The sequence below is a fragment of the Faecalicatena sp. Marseille-Q4148 genome, assembly GCA_018228665.1.
Classification (GTDB): Bacteria; Bacillota; Clostridia; order Lachnospirales; family Lachnospiraceae; genus UBA9414.
In genome coordinates this window covers 2,960,316-2,980,575 of record CP073692.1, presented here as the reverse complement: position 1 = coordinate 2,980,575, position 20,260 = coordinate 2,960,316, and the positions used below count along the sequence as shown (strand labels likewise).

The 20,260-nt window shown below is 48.2% G+C and carries 21 protein-coding genes and 1 pseudogene; 12 read left to right on the top strand and 10 right to left on the bottom strand.

The features are described 5' to 3' along the window. Positions 1 to 3: 3 nt before the first annotated feature. From KFE17_14425 to KFE17_14380, 10 genes and pseudogenes are all read right to left on the bottom strand, one after another. Positions 4 to 1,791 carry a type IV secretory system conjugative DNA transfer family protein gene (locus KFE17_14425; GenBank protein QUO31981.1) on the bottom strand — a complete coding sequence of 596 codons (1,788 nt, stop codon included), beginning with the start codon at positions 1,789 to 1,791 and terminating at the stop codon, positions 4 to 6. Continuing rightward, a complete protein-coding gene (locus KFE17_14420; GenBank protein ID QUO31980.1) occupies positions 1,788 to 2,264 on the bottom strand; it encodes a PcfB family protein in 477 nt (158 codons plus the stop codon). The genes KFE17_14425 and KFE17_14420 overlap by 4 nt, the downstream gene beginning before the upstream one ends. A 3-nt stretch (positions 2,265 to 2,267) precedes the next feature. Continuing rightward, positions 2,268 to 3,173: a helix-turn-helix domain-containing protein gene (locus tag KFE17_14415; GenBank protein ID QUO31979.1), complete on the bottom strand. Its 906-nt coding sequence runs from the start codon at positions 3,171 to 3,173 to the stop codon at positions 2,268 to 2,270. A 162-nt stretch (positions 3,174 to 3,335) separates the two neighbouring features. Then, a complete protein-coding gene (locus tag KFE17_14410) occupies positions 3,336 to 3,857 on the bottom strand; it encodes an addiction module toxin RelE (GenBank protein QUO31978.1) in 522 nt (173 codons plus the stop codon). A gap of 491 nt (positions 3,858 to 4,348) precedes the next feature. Then, positions 4,349 to 4,870, bottom strand: a complete 522-nt coding sequence (locus KFE17_14405; protein ID QUO31977.1) for a GNAT family N-acetyltransferase — start codon at positions 4,868 to 4,870, stop codon at positions 4,349 to 4,351. 255 nt (positions 4,871 to 5,125) lie between these two features. Next, the gene (locus tag KFE17_14400; protein QUO31976.1) at positions 5,126 to 6,370 is read right to left on the bottom strand and encodes a plasmid recombination protein; all 1,245 of its coding nucleotides are present in this window, start codon (positions 6,368 to 6,370) and stop codon (positions 5,126 to 5,128) included. 258 nt (positions 6,371 to 6,628) lie between these two features. Further along, entirely contained in the window at positions 6,629 to 6,862 is a 234-nt protein-coding gene (locus tag KFE17_14395) for a complexin-2 (protein ID QUO31975.1), read from the bottom strand. Positions 6,863 to 6,934: 72 nt separating this feature from the next. Continuing rightward, the gene (locus KFE17_14390) at positions 6,935 to 7,945 is read right to left on the bottom strand and encodes an AAA family ATPase (protein QUO31974.1); all 1,011 of its coding nucleotides are present in this window, start codon (positions 7,943 to 7,945) and stop codon (positions 6,935 to 6,937) included. Between the two features lie 133 nt (positions 7,946 to 8,078). Continuing rightward, positions 8,079 to 8,441, bottom strand: coding sequence for a hypothetical protein (locus tag KFE17_14385; GenBank protein QUO31973.1), 363 nt, complete (start codon positions 8,439 to 8,441; stop codon positions 8,079 to 8,081). Beyond that, positions 8,434 to 8,607: pseudogene (locus KFE17_14380) on the bottom strand (site-specific integrase). Before KFE17_14380 ends, KFE17_14385 begins: the two are co-directional and overlap by 8 nt. A gap of 261 nt (positions 8,608 to 8,868) precedes the next feature. Between KFE17_14380 and KFE17_14375 the strand changes: the two are divergent. The 12 genes from KFE17_14375 to KFE17_14320 all read left to right on the top strand — a co-directional run bounded on the left by KFE17_14375 (position 8,869) and on the right by KFE17_14320 (position 20,242). Continuing rightward, positions 8,869 to 9,390 (top strand): addiction module toxin RelE, encoded by a 522-nt coding sequence (locus tag KFE17_14375; protein ID QUO31972.1) that lies wholly within the window; start codon positions 8,869 to 8,871, stop codon positions 9,388 to 9,390. Positions 9,391 to 9,419: 29 nt separating this feature from the next. Further along, entirely contained in the window at positions 9,420 to 10,292 is an 873-nt protein-coding gene (locus KFE17_14370; protein QUO31971.1) for a helix-turn-helix domain-containing protein, read from the top strand. Positions 10,293 to 10,369: 77 nt separating this feature from the next. Then, the gene (locus KFE17_14365) at positions 10,370 to 11,350 is read left to right on the top strand and encodes a toprim domain-containing protein (protein QUO31970.1); all 981 of its coding nucleotides are present in this window, start codon (positions 10,370 to 10,372) and stop codon (positions 11,348 to 11,350) included. Between the two features lie 15 nt (positions 11,351 to 11,365). Next, on the top strand, positions 11,366 to 11,653 hold the full coding sequence (locus tag KFE17_14360; protein QUO31969.1) for a transcriptional regulator: 288 nt from the start codon (positions 11,366 to 11,368) through the stop codon (positions 11,651 to 11,653). Positions 11,654 to 11,691: 38 nt separating this feature from the next. Continuing rightward, entirely contained in the window at positions 11,692 to 13,722 is a 2,031-nt protein-coding gene (locus KFE17_14355; GenBank protein ID QUO31968.1) for a hypothetical protein, read from the top strand. A 12-nt stretch (positions 13,723 to 13,734) separates the two neighbouring features. After that, positions 13,735 to 14,571, top strand: coding sequence for a hypothetical protein (locus KFE17_14350; protein QUO31967.1), 837 nt, complete (start codon positions 13,735 to 13,737; stop codon positions 14,569 to 14,571). Further along, positions 14,568 to 14,939: a DUF4314 domain-containing protein gene (locus KFE17_14345; GenBank protein QUO31966.1), complete on the top strand. Its 372-nt coding sequence runs from the start codon at positions 14,568 to 14,570 to the stop codon at positions 14,937 to 14,939. Before KFE17_14350 ends, KFE17_14345 begins: the two co-directional genes overlap by 4 nt. Further along, on the top strand, positions 14,936 to 16,048 hold the full coding sequence (locus KFE17_14340) for a DUF3846 domain-containing protein (protein ID QUO31965.1): 1,113 nt from the start codon (positions 14,936 to 14,938) through the stop codon (positions 16,046 to 16,048). Before KFE17_14345 ends, KFE17_14340 begins: the two co-directional genes overlap by 4 nt. 6 nt (positions 16,049 to 16,054) lie before the next feature. Then, on the top strand, positions 16,055 to 16,855 hold the full coding sequence (locus KFE17_14335) for a hypothetical protein (GenBank protein ID QUO31964.1): 801 nt from the start codon (positions 16,055 to 16,057) through the stop codon (positions 16,853 to 16,855). Between the two features lie 36 nt (positions 16,856 to 16,891). Beyond that, positions 16,892 to 17,362, top strand: coding sequence for a PcfB family protein (locus KFE17_14330; GenBank protein ID QUO31963.1), 471 nt, complete (start codon positions 16,892 to 16,894; stop codon positions 17,360 to 17,362). Further along, positions 17,359 to 17,865, top strand: a complete 507-nt coding sequence (locus KFE17_14325; protein ID QUO31962.1) for a conjugal transfer protein TraG — start codon at positions 17,359 to 17,361, stop codon at positions 17,863 to 17,865. The genes KFE17_14330 and KFE17_14325 overlap by 4 nt, the downstream gene beginning before the upstream one ends. Before the next feature lie 559 nt (positions 17,866 to 18,424). Continuing rightward, positions 18,425 to 20,242, top strand: a complete 1,818-nt coding sequence (locus KFE17_14320) for a group II intron reverse transcriptase/maturase (GenBank protein QUO31961.1) — start codon at positions 18,425 to 18,427, stop codon at positions 20,240 to 20,242. Positions 20,243 to 20,260 lie beyond the last annotated feature (18 nt).

Sequence of the window (20,260 nt, the reverse complement as noted above, 5' to 3'; positions counted from 1 at the left end):
CTCCTAATTTTTTTCGTTATCGCTGTCAGGTTCTATTTCCAGTTCGTACATCTCAAAAGGTTCCTCCGGCTTTACCACCGCAGGACGCCGTTTCATGTACCGTTCCACATCAAATTCATTTTTCTTGTCGGCATCGGCAAGGTATTTGTAATTCTTATGGGCTGTAATATCGAACTTGTCCGATAAAAACGGCCGGGTGCCCCGCACCTGCAGGATACACTTGCCTCCGTCCATGACTGCGATCTCGTCCTGGCTCATCAACTCCTTTCCTAATTTCTGATAATTGAGGCCGTGGGAAACCTGCGTCCCCCGGTTCTCTGAGGTGTTGAAACTGTCAATGGTCTCTTTCCCCAGGATTTCCGAGAGCTCTTTGAGCGTGGATTTCTCCTTGCCTCCCAAAAACAAGGTAGTGTCGCAGTTGCCGACAATGGTATCTGCGGCGTCCTTGTAGATGGTCTTTAGCTGTGACTGTGATTGTAAAATAATAGAAGCCGAGATTTCCCGGCTTCTGATAGTAGCGATCAGTTTATCAAAGTTTGGTATCTGTCCAATGTTGGCGAACTCATCCAGGATACACCGTACATGAACCGGCAGCCTGCCGCCGTATTCATCATCCGCCTTATCACAGAGCAGATTGAAAAGCTGACTCTGGAGCATGGCGATCACGAAATTAAAGGTGGTGTCCGTGTCGCTCATAATGAGGAACAAGGCGGTTTTTCGGTCGCCCAGGGTATCAAGTTCCAGATCGTCATACTCCATCAAATCCCGCAGTTCCTTAATATCGAATGGGGCAAGCCGGGCTCCGCAGCTAATCAGGATGGACTTTGCCGTTTTGCCGGCAGCCAGCTTGTATTTCTTGTACTGTTTGACTGCGAAATGGTCCGGCTCTTTTTCCTCCAGACGGGAGAACATGAGATCAACGGGGCTCTGGTATGCCTCGTCGTCCTCCCTGGCCTCGCTTGCGTTTATCATTTCCAAAAGGGTGATGAAGTTCTTTTCTTCCTCCGGGGCCTCATACCAGATATAGCCAATCAGGGCACAGTACAGGAGGCGTTCCGCCTTGACCCAGAAATCCTCGGAAGATTTTTCACCGTCGCCTTTGGTGTTGGCTATGATGGTGTTGGTAAGTTTCAAAATATCCTTTTCACTCCGCAGATAGGCGAATGGGTTATAGTGCATGGACTTCTTAAAGTTGATCGTGTTCAGCACCTTGACCTTGTAGCCTGCCCGCACCAGGAGAGAGCCTGTTTCCAGAATGAGGGTTCCTTTCGGGTCCGTGACGACATACGAGGAATGGAGCTGCATGAGGTTGGGCTTTACAAAGAACCTGGTCTTGCCGCTGCCAGAACCGCCGATCACCAGGATATTTTTATTCCTGGCATACTTTGGGTTCTTTGGGCGGTTCGACATCATCAGCCGTTCCGTTTGGGTCAGCAGTACATTGTTTTCAAATACCGGGTCTATGTAGGGTTTTATATCCTCCGGCGTTCCCCATCTTGCCGAGCCATACTCCATGCCTTTACGGTATTTCTTTGCGTTTTTGCCTTTGGTGTAGATAATCAACCGGATTATCACCACACCGATCAGCCCCACAAGCAGGTCTGCCGGGTGAAAACTGGGAGCAACGCTTTCCATAGCCTGAGAAAATCCGTCTCCCAGGTTCAGCAGTTTGCCGGAGAGGTCAGCTCCGGGAGAGAGCCGCACCGCCTGGGCTGCCTTATCGAACAGCCACACAAATAGTAAGTATGGGAGGTTTAAGATCAGCAGCTTTTTCACATTTACCTGTTTCATAGCTCCATCCCCCTGTCCTTGTGTTTGGTGCGGTCCAGAACTTTATCCTTTTTCTGCACCAGCTCTTTCATGCTGGACAGGAGTTTGCGGATAGAGGGCTTTTTCTCCTGGGAGAGCTGCTTTGCGGAAAACTCCTTAAAAGCCGCCGTCATAACGTCAGCGTCCCGGCCTTTGAAGAATACCAGGTACCGGGGCGGCTGCGTGCTGCTGTCTTTTTTCAGGGCAAAATCAATGCCGTACTTCTTAGCGGTGGCAGAAAATGCCCGGATGTTGTCGTTGGTGATCTCCAGGTTGGAGACTCCGGTGTTATGTTTCATCAGCTCCTTTAGGGTCTGTTTCCCTTTGGGGAGCTGGTGGCTTTTGTTTTTCTGTGCCTCCAGGAACTTCCGCATGGCCTTAGCCAGGACGGAGGCGGTCATTTTGGAAGTGGTGATGGCAAGTGCCATTGTTTTCTGGGTTACTTCTTCCTGCATGGATTACCTCCTTTCCCCTCCGCCGTACAGGTCATGGTTCACCAGGGAAGTGTAGTAGCTGCTGATGGTGGATGGTGCATTATACAGGGCCGCCAGCAGATATTTCTTGATGTTACGGACATAGGTGGTATTCTCCTGCATACTGGAAAGCACATACTCAATATGCGAACTGTCCAGTTTCATAAAGCGGGATTTCACCACCCCCGCCGGGTAGTCGTCCCCGGCAATACGGATGGTCTTTCTTGCGGAACAGACCGTGTCCACGATCAGTTCCACCAGTTCGTCAAGCCGCTCTCTGTCGATCTGGTTATTCTGGACCAGATGGCGGTACTCGATATTTTCCAGGATGATCTCCCGATAAATCTCTCTGGCAGACCTCGTATCCGTTCCCATCCCATCCGCCGCCTGTGGCTCATCCTCATACGGATTTGATCGGATAGGATTTGATACCTCCGTATTTGATAAATCAGTATTTAATCCCTGGTTACTTGATTTCTTAGTATTTAATTGTGCGGGGTTTCCCTGTTCAGGTTCTTCCTGTTCAGGACTTCCCAGGACTGGATTACCCAAAACTGGATTTTCCTGTTTAGGTTTTCCCTGTCCCGGCTGGGACGGCTTAGGCTGTTCTAAAATGGTGTACTGAATATCCGTAAGCTGCCCTTTGGCGTTTCGGATACGCTCCCGTATCACATAGCCGTGTTCCTCCAGCTCATTTACCGTTGAGCAAATGCTGTCCACACCGTCCTTGCATATCTTTGCAAGCCCTTTGGTGGTGTAATCCCAGTCCTCCGGTAGGGAGAGCATGAGGGAGAGAAGCCCCTTTGCTTTGAGGGAGAGTTTCGTGTTCCGCAGATGGTGGTTTGCCATCACGGTATAATCACGGGTTTTCTCTATGCGGAAAACTGCCATAATCGGACACCTCCTTTCCGTTTTCTAAAAAGGTCGTTTTTCTTGTGATTTTTCCTCTGTGCTGTTTCCGTCAGGGTACAGGGATAAATCCTCCTGCCTGTTGTCGGAGAGAGGCATACAGAGAGGAAAAGGGATGATTTTCGCCCCAAAAGAGGGTGCTTTTCAGAGGTCACGGTCTTTTGCGTCATAGTGGAGGTTTCCCGCTATCACTTTGGCGTGGTTTCTGATCTTGATAAATCCCTTGTCCTGGTTCTCCCTGGCTTTCTGGTATCCCTGCTCGGTGAGGAACAGACGCATACGCTCACCTTTATATCCCATAGGGGACTCATGGGAGAGAACATCTAAGACGATCATGTGGCGGGTATCAGGGGCAAAACGCTCCAGAGCCATAATGTCATGGCCGGCCAGTTTCTCTGCCCCGGACTTCTGCCTTGCCTCCGCAAGCATTTCCCCGATGGTTCGGGCTTTCCCCGGCAAGTGGTAATTCTTCTGAACATCATTTACCAGAGCCATGCACTCCTTGTCGGAGAGGGGGCGGATTTTTGCCATAAGGCTTTCCGCCGTGGCTTTGGTATCTTCATCCCGTGAATAGCGGCAGGTCATGTAAAGTTCGTTCAGGACACCCGCCTGGCTTGTGCTTTCAAGCTGGTAGGCCATCCTCATTTCAGGTTCCGTCAGTTTCATGGTTGGCTCCTTTCTGTAAATGGGCATGAAAAAAGCCATAGGCGAAAATACCTATGGCGGTCTGCCCGATGAGAGGCATACGGAGGCAACAGAAAAGGGATACTGCTGTCATAACAATATCCCTTAGTCTGTCTGATATTCAGTTTTAAGCCAAAGCCCTGTCTGTTGCTGTCCGCAATGCCTTGATTTTATTGGTTTTTTACTACCATCCTTATCAAAGCCTTGCTAACACTGGGTTTTTACGATACTCCAACTTATTCAAACTCGTAAAGTTCTATTTGCATTGTAGTTCTTCTGCTTTGTTTTAGTCTTAAATCCGTTCGTTTTCGAACTGTTTTGTATGTATTTGCTGTGATTTCATCAAATTGTATTGTCATTTTATTGTCAGCAACTTATATCGTATATCTCAAAATTCATCTGATGCTCTTACATCATAGTGTTTAAATACTTTCAGATAGCACTCCAACGCCCCTACAACCTGAAATTTAAAGTTATAGCGTAATCCAATATCTTTGTATTAACTTACCCTCTTCTAAAACTTCATTTTCTAATATTCCGCCATTATTGATAATCGATTTAGCAGAACCAATGTTGTCTTTATCACAAACCAATAAAACTTTATCAATGCCAAGTCTCTTGCATTCTTCTAAAGCCAAGCCAATCATTTTGGTTGCATAGCCTTTTCTTCTTTCACTTGGTCTTATACCATCTCCAATATGACCACCATATTTTAATAAATATTCATTTAAATAATGTCTAATATTAACAGCGCCAACAATAATATTCCTGTCTTCATCTAAACAAAAGAAAGTAGAATCAGGAACAAATCCATCTTCAGTGGTTGATATTTCTAAATTATTCAAATAATATTCAAAATCATCATAATCATTTTTAAATATAGCCCATGGCGAAGTATTTGCGTTATGGGCGTCGTTATGCGATTTCCACTCTTTAATCATTTCTATAATTTGATTTTTGTATTGTAAACTGCCTTTAATTAATTTTAATGCCATGAATTTACCCCTTCCAAATTCAAAGTTTCGTTTTTCTTTTTATTATACCACACTACTTATTCAAAATCTATTTAAGCTTTTCTTATTTTTACATTACCCAAAAACCTATTCACCAAATTCCAAAAGATCCGCCAGAGCCGTCTCCTCTCCCTGCCTATATAAAACTATGCCCTTTGAGTTTCAACTCAAAAAAGCAACGTCTAGACCGTACTTTTGGAGCACCAATTGGCTTCTATCAATTCCTTTTATCTTCGTTTATCTAACATCTCTATCTATGTGTTTCTTATTGGCTTTTTGTTTTGCATTTACCTGTTCCAAACGCTTCGCCATCGCTATCGCATCATCAACCTTACTTTTTCCAAGCATATTTCTTGCTCTTTCCAGATCATATGCCACATTTAACAAAGCTAAATTCTCTTTCTTTATAATAGACACTTCATCTCGCAATCGATCTACACGATTTTCAAGATCCATATTTCGATCGGATAGCTTTCGATTTCTGTCTTTCAGCTCTAAATATTTGCTATATAATGACTGTATCATATTCGCAACTTTTTTCAGCAAAGGAAATATTCTCTTCCGATAAGATTTTGCTGACTCTAAAGTTCCAGCTTCAGGCAGCCATTCTTCCGGGTAATATCCATACTCACGTGCATGTGAGTCAACAAGTCCAGCTTTTGAATTTAGTGCAGAAAATCGTTTCTCTAAAACTTCTGTCTTTTTTATTACCGCATCTCTCTCTTTTTCTACCTGTTCTTTTTCCTTTTGAATCTCATCCACACATTCACTAATATCATGCAAATCATGTTCCAATAAATTCTTATGTTCCGTTAATTCTTCTACTTCCTGTTCTCGAACCTTTTTCTTGTAATCCAACACAGAAAGATGTTGTGCATGAGTTCCTTTTTGATCCCATTCTATCTCATTTTCCCTCATGACCATGGCTAATTTTTGCTTTTCCGATTGTACCCATTGATTTAGCTCCGTCTCACTTCTGGAGCCACCTTTAAATCCTAATGACGATAAGGCTTGTTTTAAAGATACTCTTGTATCAAGTCCTCGCTTACTTCCTGTAACATAGGGAATAAAATCAATATGTAGATGTGGTGTTGCTTCGTCTAAATGCAGATGAGCAGCAAATACTCGCAACGTAGGATTCCGTTCTTGAAATCCTTTCATGTATTCATCTAATATCTTTGCAGCAAGTTGTCCTTCCATCGTTTCTGATCCCATATTGTCTTTATCACCGATCTGAAGGATAACCTCATGAAATAATTTTTCTTGTTTCCCGGAACGTATCTTTTCGTAGTAATCATCTATCTTACGATCTTTTCGAGTCTGTTTATCATTGTAACGCTTCAAGGCTTCGTCAAATAATTCATGATATACGTCTTTGATATCTTCATTACAATATTCAACATTCCAATGAGTTCTGTTCGGATCCGTATTCTTTGCATGAAATTTTCTACTGTTATGCTTCAGGGAGCCTTTTCCTGTCATAAAACTAATCGTCCTCTTCAATAAATCTCCTTTCATTCATTTTAAAACGCCAGATATGGCGATCATGTTTTGTTACTTTTGTCAAAAGTAACGCAAAAGCACTTTCGACAGCCTAACGTCCATCAAAAGTACCCTTGCGCCCTGCCGGGAGCTTCCAAATCAGCCAGTACCGTATCGGCTACACCCTACAGCAATTATCCTTGTTTGGTATTATACAGGTGCGTGCCACGCTCCTGTTCTATATTTTCCAAACAAACATCACCATCGATAACCGGCTGACACTCCACGTTTATCCAAATAATCCTGTCGTGCTTTCTCCTGCTCTTCCTCAGAAGGAGCCGTCTTATACTTCGTATAAAGTTCATGTCTGACTAATGCATCCAATTTGTCTTCCAAGCCATTTCGAATATCTTCTTCATACTGATCATCTGAACCCAGATGATAAAAGATCAATTTTCGAAACAGTTCATAATCAATCTGTACTTTTTTCATCGCTTCACTCCTTTTTATTCAAGGTGGCAAGATTCCCTATTCTTTAAGATATGGTAATCTTGCCATCTTCCTTTACTCGTCTTGTAACATCCAAAACCATTTATTCCCTATCTTCACGGAATCAATCTGCAGCTCTTTCTTCGCATTCCAAAGTGTTTTCTTTTTAATTCCTCGTTCTTCTGCTTCTTCCGCTATTTTTGCCTGTTCCATTGATCCATTCTCTAAGATCTCTTTTAAAAATTCTTTCGCACTTCGGATCTTTTGCCCTCGTCCATCACCAGACAATAAGTCCTCTGCACTGATGTCATATTTTCCAATCCAATGGAATCCTTTTTCTTTGTCTAATCGAAAGGCGATAGCATCTCCTTCCGGAGCAAGAGAACTCTTTACATGACAGATCACCCGGATTTCCGGTTCATCTTTCACTCTTCCAACAATCAATACGCTTCTTGCTGCCGCTTGAAAGTCAATAGAACCCAATCCACGATAGGATGATTTTCCATTACTATTCTTATTCATATGACCGATCAGAATAATGGCACATTGATATTTCTCTGCTAATACAGAGATTCTTTTCATCAATGGGCGAATCTCATTTGCCCTATGCATATCAACACCAGCCCCTAGAAAGCCTTGAATTGGATCTAATACTACAAGTCTTGCTTTTGTCTGTATAATCGCTTCTTCCAGCCTTGCATCTACCATTGTTAATGGCTGATCCTGATCATCAATTACCAAGACTCTGGAACAATCTGCCCCTGCCGCTAACAATCTTGGTTTGATCGTATCGCCCAATCCATCTTCAGCTGTTTGATAAATCACATTGATTGGCTCTACCCCTGTCTCTTCGGATTTTCCTTCGCTTGTTTCACTTAATATTGCTTCTCCTTTTGTTAACTTTGCAATGATCTGCAACACCACGGTGGTCTTCCCCTCTCCAGGATCTCCTTGAATAATGGTGACCTTCCCGTATGGTATGAAGGGATAAAAGAGCCATTTGATTTCTTCCACTTCAACCTGATCCATGTGGATCAATTTCAGGCATGGTTCTGCCTTTTTTACTTCTCTATAATTCTCTTCCATTTCCACCTCCTGCCCAACCGGGCAAGTCCCTGGCAAACAGAATTTAACAATTGTTGCAACAACAATTTTGTGATATACTCAAGTTGTTAAGGTGATATATCAGTTATTCTGATGATCAGGGAACTTGCTCAGATTATTTCTGGGCTTTTTCTTTTTTCCTTTTTTCATAGTTTCTTTCTTCTGCAAATGCATTTAATATCTCCAACATTGTTCGAATAGGTGTAAACAACTCTTCATCGGCATCCTCTAATGTAGTTAACCTTTTTAGTTCCTCTTCAATCCCTCGAAGCTGTTTTCTAAACTGTACTAACATCAACGGATTTCCTACTGCTGTGACTTTTTGATGTAAAACGCTTTCAATGATATATTCTTGTCTCGTCTGGTATCCACAAAGTTTTACTCTTAAATCTAGCTCTTCATTTTCTTCTGGAGACATTCGAAACGCTATGGTTACATTACGCCACCGGTTCTTGCTGTCCATATTTTTTTCACTCATCCAGATATTCCTCTCTTTCCTGATTTAGATTTTCCGCCATCTCTGTTTGAATTGTCGGGAACAAATGTGCATATCGATATGTGATTTCCACACTTTCATGCCCTACCCTTTCTCCAATTGCCACCGCAGAATATCCCATATTGATCAATAATGACACATGGGAATGCCATTACGGTATAATAACGACAAACGGAAAAAGCCTTGATTTTCAAGGGGTTTCAGCGTTTGTCGCCGTCTATTCAATTCCTTTTCCCAAGTTGAAATATGGCGAGAAAATTGACGAAAAAAGGAGGCTGTTACATTAACGACAAAACCGAATAGTGCCAGCGGTCCGGCATTTTGCCTGGCCGCTGATTGCCGTGGGCGTTTCATCTTTTTAGGTGGACGCCCTTTTTTCATGCAGATTTTTAGAAGAAAGGAGCCACACATGGAACTGAACGAAATGGAAAAAAAGATGCTCTTTCAGGCCGAAGGAGACTGTCAGGCAAAGGTTCTGAATGAGCTTTACATGACCGTGCGATATTCAAACAATTCCGAGCTGCGGGAGGCGGCGGAAAGCCTTATGGCAAAGGTGCGTGTTCTGTCGGACCGTGAGTGCATGGATTTGGTGCGGGACATTCAGAAGAATTACCGGCTGCCCCACCCGCCCCGGACTATCGGGGAAAGGATCGCCGAGGCCAGGCAGCAGTCCGGCGCGGAGAAATTAAAGGGGCATGACATCATGGGGCTGGAACGCTTTGACCCGGAGGTTAAGCACATGATCGTCTTTGATGTGCTGTCCTATGATTCCCCTGTTGGGGATAAGGGCGATAAAATGCGCCTGTTTCTTACGGAGGCCGGCTATCAGAAATTCTTAGAGAGCCAGGAACGGGGCGAAGTCAAACTGAAAAATCATGCGAAGGTCTCAGGCGGCCATCTCCATTATGACCGCAGGGACCGCGCTTTGTAACGGAATAACCGAAGAAAGGAGGCTGTGAAATGGCTGTATTCCGTGTAGAGAAAACGAAGGACTTTACGGTTATGAGCAATCACCACCTGCGCAATACGGAACTGTCCTTAAAGGCGAAGGGGCTTCTTTCCCTTATGCTGTCGCTGCCGGAAGATTGGGATTATACCACAAAGGGGCTGGCCCACATTTGCAGGGATGGCGTGGATTCCATTACCACCGCCCTGAAGGAGCTGGAACGGCACGGGTATCTCACCAGGCAGCGCCTCCGCAATGAGAACGGACAGCTCGGCGATATTGAGTACACGATCCACGAAAAGCCTGTAACCGGCGTAAAACAAGGTGTTTCACCTAAACGGGAAAATCCAAGACAGGTAAATCCAAGACAGGCAAAACCTGAACAGGCGGAACCTGAACAGGAAAATCCCGCACAATTAAATACTAATCCACAAAAAACTAAAAAATCAAAAACGGATATATCAAGGACACATCAATCAATCTATCCGGAAGAGCCGGAAACGGCAGGCTGTCAGGATGGGATTGATAGGATGGATATGGCAGAGGCATACCGTGGAATTATCAAAGAGAATATTGAGTATGACTTTCTGGTTCCCCGCTATGGGCAGGAACGCATGGACGAGACTGTGGAGCTTATGCTGGAAACGGTGCTGTCAAGACGGCCCTATATCCGCATTGCCGGAGACGACTTCCCACGGGAGGTTGTCAGGAGCCGGTTCTTAAAGATCAATTCCGACCACCTGGAGTATGTTTTTGACTGTATCGACAAGAACGTTACGAAGGTCAACAACATCAAGGCTTATCTGCTGGCAGCGCTGTATAACGCGCCGGCAACAATGGATAGCTATTACCGTGCGGAGGTCAACCATGACCTGTACGGCTGTTAGGCGCTTTCAGGCGTCTTTTTTCATATCATCACAGGAAGGAGGCGAAGCACGATGAAACGAAAATCTGTGCCGACACCATGCCCGGTGTAACCAAAGAGCAGATTCAGGCGGCACGGGAGGCGGACCTGTTCGCCTGGCTGCAATCCCATGAGCCCGGCGTGCTCAAACGGGACGGCCCCAATTACCGGCACAAGGAGCATGACAGCCTGGTCTATGTGACCGGGAAACGGTACTGGTACTGGAACAGCCGGGGCCGCAGTATTAACGCCCTGGATTACCTGATCCAGATTCGGGGCTATGGTCTGGTGGATGCGGTTCAAGCACTGGCAGGCGGAGAAATACGGCAGACGCCGGCTTACCAAAGCGCGGCGGCAAAGCAGGCACAGAGAGAGCCGGAAAAGAAACCGTTTACGCTGCCCTGGGCCAGACGGTGTGCTACCGCCGCTGTTTCGTATTTGCAGCGGCGCGGGATCAGTTCGGATGTGATCAGCCGGTGCTTTCGGAACGGGCTTTTCTATGAGGCCCGGTATCATGGCGAACCGGTCTGCGTGTTTGTCGGAAAAGACAACGCGGGGAAAGCGAAGTTTGCCTGTATGCGCGGTATCACCGGCAATCTCAAAAAGGATGTTTATGGCAGTGACAAGGAATTTAGCTTCTGCTACCCACCGCAGAATCCGGGCAGCCGCCATGTGGCCGTTTTTGAGGCTCCCATTGACGCACTTTCCCATGCCACGCTGCAAGAGCTCGAAGGCTGGAAATGGAATGGCTACCGCTTATCCCTGGGAGGCACCTCCCATGTGGCGCTGACCGCGTTTCTGGAACGCCACCCGGAAATAAAGCGGGTCACGCTTTACATGGACAATGATCTTGGCGGCCTTACCAATGCCCGGAAAATCAAAGCCATGCTCCATGAGGATCAGCGGTTTAAGCATATCCGGGTGAGCGTCAACCCGCCCCGCGTCGGAAAGGACTATAACGAAAAGCTGCAACATATCAGGGAACAAATTAAAGGCCGTCAACTACAATGCCGCCAGAAACAGGCGGCTATTTCAATTTAACAGGAGGATTTTAACATGACGAAGACAGAAAATACCGCTTTGCAAATGATCGCCGAAGCCGCCCGGTGCCCGGAATATGGCCCCGATATGGTTAAGGCTTTGATGGAAAAATTGGATATGAACGAAAAGGGCTTTGCGCTTCTGATGAACGTTACGCCCTCCACTGTCCGGCTCTGGACCAGCGGCGCCGTTCAGCCCAGCGGCACGGCCAAGCGCCTGATGCAAATTTATGAAACCGGGCCGGAAATCGTGAGCAAGATTGCCGGCGGACAGCACCCGGAGGATGGAAATGCTTATAAATGATTGCGTTAAGTTTTCGCACAGACTGGAGGTGATAATGTTTGGCAGAAAATTTACAGCATGAGGATTTTGGGGAAAAGATCGGAGGTGCGAAAAAAGACCTCTGGAAAGACCGCGGCCTGTATGTAGACGACCTGGGCGCCATGAATGAGCGGGAGGCGGAGAAATTCGTCAAGAAGGATAATGTCTGGAAGAAACCGGACTATCAGGCCATGCTTGACGATGGCGTTCCCCTCGGCGTTGTCTATTTCATCAAAAAGGCACGGGACAGCCTGGGGGCTTCTCCCCAATACCGGTACAGTGACAAAACCCCGGAGCTCAGGCGTGCCAGGCAGGAGGAATATATTGAGACCGTCCGGCAGCTACAGGCCGTGATCGAGGATGTGCGCACACTGGATGACGCTATGCAAGCCTATGACCGCTTTCTGATACAAAATGGATATGTGGAGCAGGTGCAGGGCTGGGCCAGCGGAACCCATTACCGCGCTACGAAGAAATCCCTGGATAACCCGGTCATTACCAATAAGCTGGTGCAGGCCTTACATATCCGCTCCGCTTCTCACTTTGACCGGGATTTCACGCAAAAGGCGCAGCAGGAACAGTTTGGCGTTTCCAAAGACCAGAAGATGCCAAAGGGCTATGCGATCCACTTCAATGACGGGAAAAACACCTATTCCAGAAATAACGACTGGAAACCCGGCACCTATTATGTGACGAAAGGCTATTCCATTTTGCAGACAAATTTGGAATCCCGTGAGGCAGCCCTGAAATGGGTACAGGATTTTGCCCGGCAGCGGAGCAAAGGCGGAAAGGTCCGGTTTACCCCTCCGCAGCTTGCGCATGTGAGACGGACCGGGCCGGACTACCGGAGCGGTCAGGAGATCACCGGACAGCATTATCTTGACACTTTCGGCTTCCGGGGCGGCGAATTTGGAAACTGGATGAACCAGAATGACCGGCAGGCGTCCCTGAACATGGGATTTGAAGCACTGAAAGACCTGGCGGCTGCCTTACAGATCAGCGATCAGGATATTGCCTTTGGCGGCACGCTTGCTATCGCTTTCGGTGCCAGGGGCAGCGGCAACGCCGCGGCCCATTATGAACCGCTCCGCAAGGTCATCAACCTTACGAAGATGCACGGGGCCGGTTCCCTGGCGCATGAATGGTGGCACGGCTTTGACGACTATTTGGGGGCAAAGATGGGCGCGAAAGGGATGCTCTCAGAACAGCCCCGCCTTTACCCATTGTTCCAAAAGCTCATTGATACCATGAAGTACAAACCGGAGACGCCGGAGCAGGCGGCCAAACGCACCGAGGCACAGAACAGCCGGACAAAGAAAAACGCGGCAAGCTGGCTGGATTCGGCGGTGCTTGGCTCCTTGAAGCGGTACGGCAATGAAAGTACGCTGGAACAGTATGTGGCATTAAAAGACGCTTTCCTTTCCGGGGAGGTCGGTTCTGTGGATCAGATCAGCGCCTTAAAGAAATCCGTCAGCGGCCATGTGATTCCCAAAAGTGATCGTGAACGTTTGGAAATGTTCGAGCGGATGCTTCACAGGATGCAGGAACAGGAAACCCCGCAGATCGGGCGGACAGAGACCGACTACTACCGCAATTCCGTAAAAATGGGAAAAGAATGCGAGAAAGACGGCGGCTATTGGGACAGCAACACGGAAATGACGGCCAGGGCTTTTGCCTGTTATATCAAGGATAAGCTGCCCTATGCTTCTGATTATCTGGCCGGCCATGCGGATTGCGCGGTAGCCCTTGTCATGGATAAATCCGGGGAAACAGAGGTTTTGAAAGCCTATCCCCAGGGTGAGGAACGCAGGGCGATCAACGCGGTGTTTGACGAGATCGTGGCAGATTTGAAATTGCAGCACACCCTTACCCATGCGGAAACAACGCTGCCCCTTGCGGTGCAGGCTGTACCGTTGGCTGAAAATGAGCAGATTACCATATTTACGATGGAACGCCCTTCGGTGATCGGGCAACTTGCGGCGGCAAGATCGGCAGAAAAAAGTACCCCGGCGCAGGCGGCTCCTAAAAAGTCCCACGCGCCGGAGATTTAAGGAGGTGAAACATTGGAAGAAAACAAGGATTATCAGGTTTACCGGTTTGACTATCTAACGGAAGGCAGCCAGCTCAAATTGGAGCACAACGTATATTGTGAGGATGTGGATATATCTTCCCTGATTACGCAGGGTGCGGATGCACTGGAGGCATTGCGTCAGGACAGCATAGACGGCGAGCAGAAAGCCCTTGCAATCGTGCAGGCGGCGGCAAAACAATGGGAACAGCAGGCGGCAGTCACACAGAAATTGAACCGCTCGCTGGAATACCTGCGGACCCCGGAGGTTGCACATACGGGAAATGAATGGCGCAAAACCGGCAACTGGCGGGACGCCGAGGAAATCAGCAACCGTGTCTATAAGATGACATGCAGCGTTTGGGAAGATACCAAATATGACCGGGAAACGAAGCAAAGCGTCCCGGTTGCCTGGTATGTGACATGGGATGTGTATGTGAATTCCCCGAAGGAGGGATATGGGGAAAAGATCGCCGGGCAGAACCAGAAACGCTATACCGACAAAGCCGCCGCTATGAAATACCTGGATGGGCGCAAGAAAGCCTACTCCCACCTGTTTACAGAAATCTCTCCGCAGATTCCAAAAGAATATGAGCACCACTTTACCGTTCACGGTACCCTCCTTCCCGGTTATACCGTGGAGGGCCAGGAACCGGTCAAGGCAGAGCACACCGCCGCCGAGGTTTCGGAGGGCGATATTTCTTTGCCCGAAAAGGCGGAAAAGCCTTCCGTGCTGGGGAAACTGGCGGCGGCGAAGCTGGACGCAAAAGAATCCGGGCAGCCGGTCCGACAGGGAGAAAAATATCAGTCAGAAGAAAGGAGCAGCTTATGAATGAGTGGGAAAAGAACCGCCGCATGGCAGAATCTTACCGGCAGTCATACCCTCCCGGTACAAGGCTGGAACTGATTGGGATGGATGATCCGTTTGCACCGATTCCGGCAGGAATGAGGGGAACGGTTAACTATGTGGATGACCAGTCTCAGATTCATGTGAAATGGGACAATGGCAGCGGGCTTGCCCTTATCCCGGACACAGACAGTTTTCGCAGGCTGTCCGCAAAAGAGATTGAGGCGGAGAATGCGGCGAAGGGTTCTGTCGTAAGCAGGCTTACCGCTTCCAAAACGCAGCCAGGGAAAGAACGGGAAGAAGGCAGGCGGCAGGCAAAGCCGAATAAAAAGAAGGAGGATATGCAGTTATGAAAGTTTTAATGGTGGAGCCTGGGAAAGTCCCCTATGCGGCAGAAATTGGCGAAGGTCTGGAGCCATTGCAGGCCGCTGTCGGCGGGGACATTCAGGCTGTTTACCCTTACGATGACCCGGTTGCCTTGATCTGTAACGAGGAAGGCAAATACATGGGGCTTCCCCTGAACCGTGCTCTCCATGATGACGAGGGCAATATCTATGACATTGTTGCAGGGAATTTCTTTCTCTGCGGGCTTGGCGAGGAAGATTTTACAGACCTTCCAGCAGACCTTATGGAGAAATACCGGCAGCAGTTTGAGCACCCGGAGCAGTTTGTCCGCATTGCCGGGAAAATCCTGGCAGTCAAGCAGCCGGTCCCTTCCCCTGAAGAACAGGAGGCACAGCGGGCGCAGATGGCCGCACAGGAGGCACAGCGGGAAGAAATGCGGCTGGACGAGTCCACGGACCTGGCCTTTGACCTGGATGTGTTCCTGCGGCAGTACAGTGACGCTTATGCGGATATGCACCCCGTTTTCCATGAGGAAAAAGAACGCATGGCGGACGAACTCCTTTCCGGGCAGACCGGAAAGATACGCATGAGGATGGCAACTGTCATTCAGGAGGAACACCTGAACGGCGAGGCCGGGCCGCTGCTGGATCGCATTGCCGCCTATGAAAAAGAATACGGGATCAGCGCCTACTCCATTTACCAGCTTGACTTATCGGACAGCACCGATGACCTGCGCTTTATGTCCCTTGATTGGCTGGAAAAGAAAGGGCTCCCGGTAGACAGGGACAATTACCAGATGGTCTATGCGGCGGAGCTTTCGCCCGGCGAAACACTGGAAGATATTTATACCCGCTTTAACATCGACCACCCGGAGGATTTTAAGGGGCATTCCCTTTCTGTCTCTGATGTAGTAGTGCTCCACGAAAAAGGCAGCGACACCGCCTACTATGTGGACAGCATTGGGTTTAAGGAAGTGCCGGATTTTTTGGGCGGCGCCCGGCAGCCGGAGGCAAAGCGGGATGTGTCGCTGCGGGAGCTGCTTGACGACGCTAAGAAACAGGCGGCAAAGGCAGAACCTAAGACGCCGGAGAAAAAGAAAGAACCGGAAAGGAGCTGATGGCTTATGCTGATGGCAGAACAGGAACCCTATGCCTTAATGGTGCAGCCGGACGATATGCTGATCAGCCCTCGTGAAGTTAATGACAACTTCGGGACAATGGTATGCTTCCACCCCCGCTATGCCCTGGGCGACCACCACAACTATATTGACAAGGACGATTTTCTGCGGGAAATGTACTTAAACACCGTTGGCAACAATGAGCGCGGCACGGAACGCTATGAGCGCATGGTAAATATGGTCTGGAGCCGGAAAATGACTGGCGACCACCCCGACCCCCGTGCCGTGGATGATGCCATGCTCCGGGTGATCTCTGAAAAATACGTTGTGATGCCCCTGTACCTTCTGGACCACAGCGGCCTTGCCATGCAGACAGAGAGTTTCCACGATCCCTGGGACAGCGGGCAGGTAGGTTGGGTGTATGTTTCCAAAGAGGATGTGCTGAAAGAGTTCGGCGGGGAGAAAATGACCGGCGCCCTCCGAAAAAAAGCCGAGGATTTGCTTAGGGGCGAGGTTGCTGAGTATGACGCCTATCTCCGGGGTGAGTGTTATGGCTTTGAGCTGTATAAAAACGGCGAGCTGTCGGATAGCTGCTGGGGATTCATCGGAAGTCTGGAAGATGCCTGTAAAGCAATGGCGGATTATCTGCCAGACGAGTGCAAAGGCATGACGGAGCACCTTTCGGAAGTGAAAGAACCGGCTTCCATGATTAAGACGCTCCTTCGGCACGCCCGGATTCAGATCGAACAGGCGGAAAAAGCCCACGAACACGCCCCGCGCCAGCAGGTACTAAGTGAGGCACGGTAATGAACAGACTATATTTTTTCAGGAAGGAGGATGTAGGTGCAGGAAGATATTGAACAAAGAACCATGTCGGTCACGGTCCAGGCGGCAAAGCTGTCCGGGCGGGTGCTGAAAGCGGCCATTGCCGCCGCGCTTCAAAAGATGGAGCATAGCCGCAATACCCCGAAAGTTGGCCGCAACAGCATGAAGCGGCTGACCGCCAGGGACCCCGGCGCCAGTACCATTGAAGTGACCGGACGGATTCGCTCTTTTGAACGGATCGCCAAAAAGCATGAGGTCCGCTATCACATTGAAAAAGACCCCGGCACGGATCCGCCCAAATGGACGGTGTATTTCAAGGCAAACCAGGCGGACGCCCTGACCGCGGCATTTAAGGAATATACAAGAAAAGACCTTGCCCGTAGCACCAGGCCGTCGCTGCTTTCCCAGCTTGCCAAATTCAAAGAGCTGGCACAGGCGCTTGGCCGTGACAAGGTAAAGAATAAGGAGCATGGAGGGCCGGAGCGTTGAAGATAGATACGGTCACCCTGAAAAAGCAGGTGATCCTCCACCTGCCTTACCTTCTGTTCCTTTTGGTATTCGCAAAGCTGGGCCAGACGGTACGGCTGGCTCCCGGAGCGGATGCTTCGCAAAAACTGCTGGGGCTAAGTGAAGGCTTCACTTTGGCCTTTCAGAGCATGTGGCCCGGTGCGGCGCTGGATTGGCTGGTGGGGCTCTGCGGTGCGGTCATTATGAGGCTGGCGGTGTATCTCAAAGGAAAGGACGCAAAAAAGTACCGTAAAAATGTGGAATACGGTTCTGCCCGCTGGGGCAGCAAAACGGATATTGCACCGTTTATGGACCAAAAACCGGAAAACAACATCATTCTGACGCAGAGCGAGGGGCTTATGATGTCCGGCAGGCCGAAGAACCCGGCCAACGCCCGGAATAAAAATGTGCTGGTGGTCGGCGGTTCCGGCTCCGGCAAAACGAGGTTTTTTATCAAGCCCAGTGCGCCCGTAAGGGCGGTATAAATCCTACCTTGAGCAAGTAGTAGGTAAAAGTATCAAGCGGCATTGTGCCGCAACCTATCATTCCCCGTCTTACCCCAAAAGGGAAACCGGAGGGCGACCATAGCATGACGGAGGACACGGGGCGCTGAAGCCTCAGAAGCGCCGGCGTGACGGAATGAAAATCCACGTATGAGGATGGAAGCTAGACTGCTTGAATGACAGCCTGAAATCGGGACCAAGAGCGTACCCCTGACGTAGAGAGGTTGTACTCGTCAGTGTTCCTGACAGTCGCATTGTTTGGCTATGCGGCTGCTGATACTCGGAGCAGGTTCAGCCACGGGAAAGTGGAAAAAGGCGAACGTCACATACCGACAACGTGGAACGCTTGTTTATACCGTACTAAACGGGGATTGCCTAAAGTGAAATGCCGAAAGGCTATGAAAACGCTGAAATGCGGGGTTCTGAATATTCACCATGGCAACAGAGTTCCCATAGTAGTCTGCGGACGGGAAAGCCGTCTACATGGCAAAGGGGAACAGTGAATCATTTTCAAAACAGAAAGGATGGTGTGTGAGACACTATGAGAAATCCGATTCATGTCTTGAAAAGCCTTGAAGAAAAGGCAAGTGTAAGTAACTACAAATATGAAAGATTATATCGCAACCTATACAATCCAGAGTTCTATCTCCTTGCATATGCGAACATTGCGAAATCGCAGGGGAGCATGACGCAGGGGGTAGACGGGCAGACGCTGGACAACATGAGCCTGCCGAGAATTAACCGGATTATTGAATCCATACGCAACAGGACATATCAGCCAAAGCCTGCAAAAAGAAAGTACATTCCTAAAAAGAACGGGAAACTTCGCCCGTTGGGAATCACTTCTACTGATGATAAGTTAGTGCAGGAAGTGGTCAGAATGATTCTTGAAGCAATCTATGAGCCGACATTCAGCAACAATTCACACGGTTTCAGACCAAAAAGAAGCTGTCACACGGCACTTACGCAAGTGAAGAAAAACTTCACAGGTGTTACATGGATTGTCGAGGGAGACATTAAGGCGTGCTTTGATAACTTCGACCATCATGTGTTGGTTGAATTACTGCGGAAAAGGATTTCAGACGAGGCTTTTATCGGTCTAATCTGGAAGTTCCTGAAAGCCGGATATATGGAACAATGGCAGTACAACTGCACCTACTCCGGTGTTCCGCAGGGCAGCGGTATCAGTCCGATATGTGCAAACATCTACCTCAGCGAACTGGACAACTATATGCAGGAATACAAAGAAAAGTATGATTGCGAGCCAGAACGCAGAAGGACGACCAGAGAATACGAGCGGGCGTCCCGGAGATACAGAAAGGCACGTAAAGCGTTAATGGGCGCAGAAAAATCAACTCCTGAACTGGTAAAAGAATTTAAGGATTCCAGAAGGAAGAAGATGAATCAGCACTATTACAATCCGTTTGAGGAAGGCTTCAAGAAAATCCAGTACAACCGTTACGCCGATGATTTTGTAATCGGCGTTATCGGCTCCAAAAAGGACGCAGAAAAAATCAAGGAAGATGTAAAAATCTTTCTCCAAGAAAAACTGCATTTGGAAATGTCCGAGGAAAAGACGAAAGTCACCCATTCCAGTAAGCCGGTACGCTATCTGGGGTACGATTTCAAAGTAATCCATTCCAAGAACATGAAGCGTTGTAAAAACGGCGACATGAAACGGGTGTGGTATGGAAAAGTATTCCTGTATATGCCGAAAGAAAAATGGATTAAAAAAGCGATGGAACGGGGAGCGATACAGGTGAAACGCAACAATGACACAGGCAAAGAAATGTGGCGGCCTATGCCAAGGAAAGACCTGATGAACCGCAGCGACGCAGAGATTGTGTCTACTTTCAATTCCGAAATTCGAGGGTTATATAACTTCTATCGGATAGCAGAAAACGTAGGCGCATTGCACAAGTATTACTACATGGTGCGGTACAGCATGTTAAAAACTCTGGCAGGAAAGCACAGAACGAATGTCAGTGTTATTAAGAAGCGGCACATGGTAAACGGAGTACTGAGAATCCCATACGATACAACTAAGGGACGTAAATACTGCGAATTTTACCATGATGGATTCAGAAAGCACAGCGACGGCTATGACAATGTGGCAGACGTTATGCCGAGTTATAGGAAATATGACAGCAGGCACACGATAGTAAACCGCATAAAAGCCGGAGTATGCGAGATTTGCGGGGAACATGCAGACTATTTATGTATGCACCACGTAAGAACGCTGAAATCGCTGAAAGGCAGGGATATATTTGAGCAGAAAATGCTGAAAATGAGAAGAAAATCTCTGGCTCTCTGCCCTGACTGCTTTGAACTCTTACACGAAACCAAAGAATCAAGGTGATTCATGGAAAGCCGGATA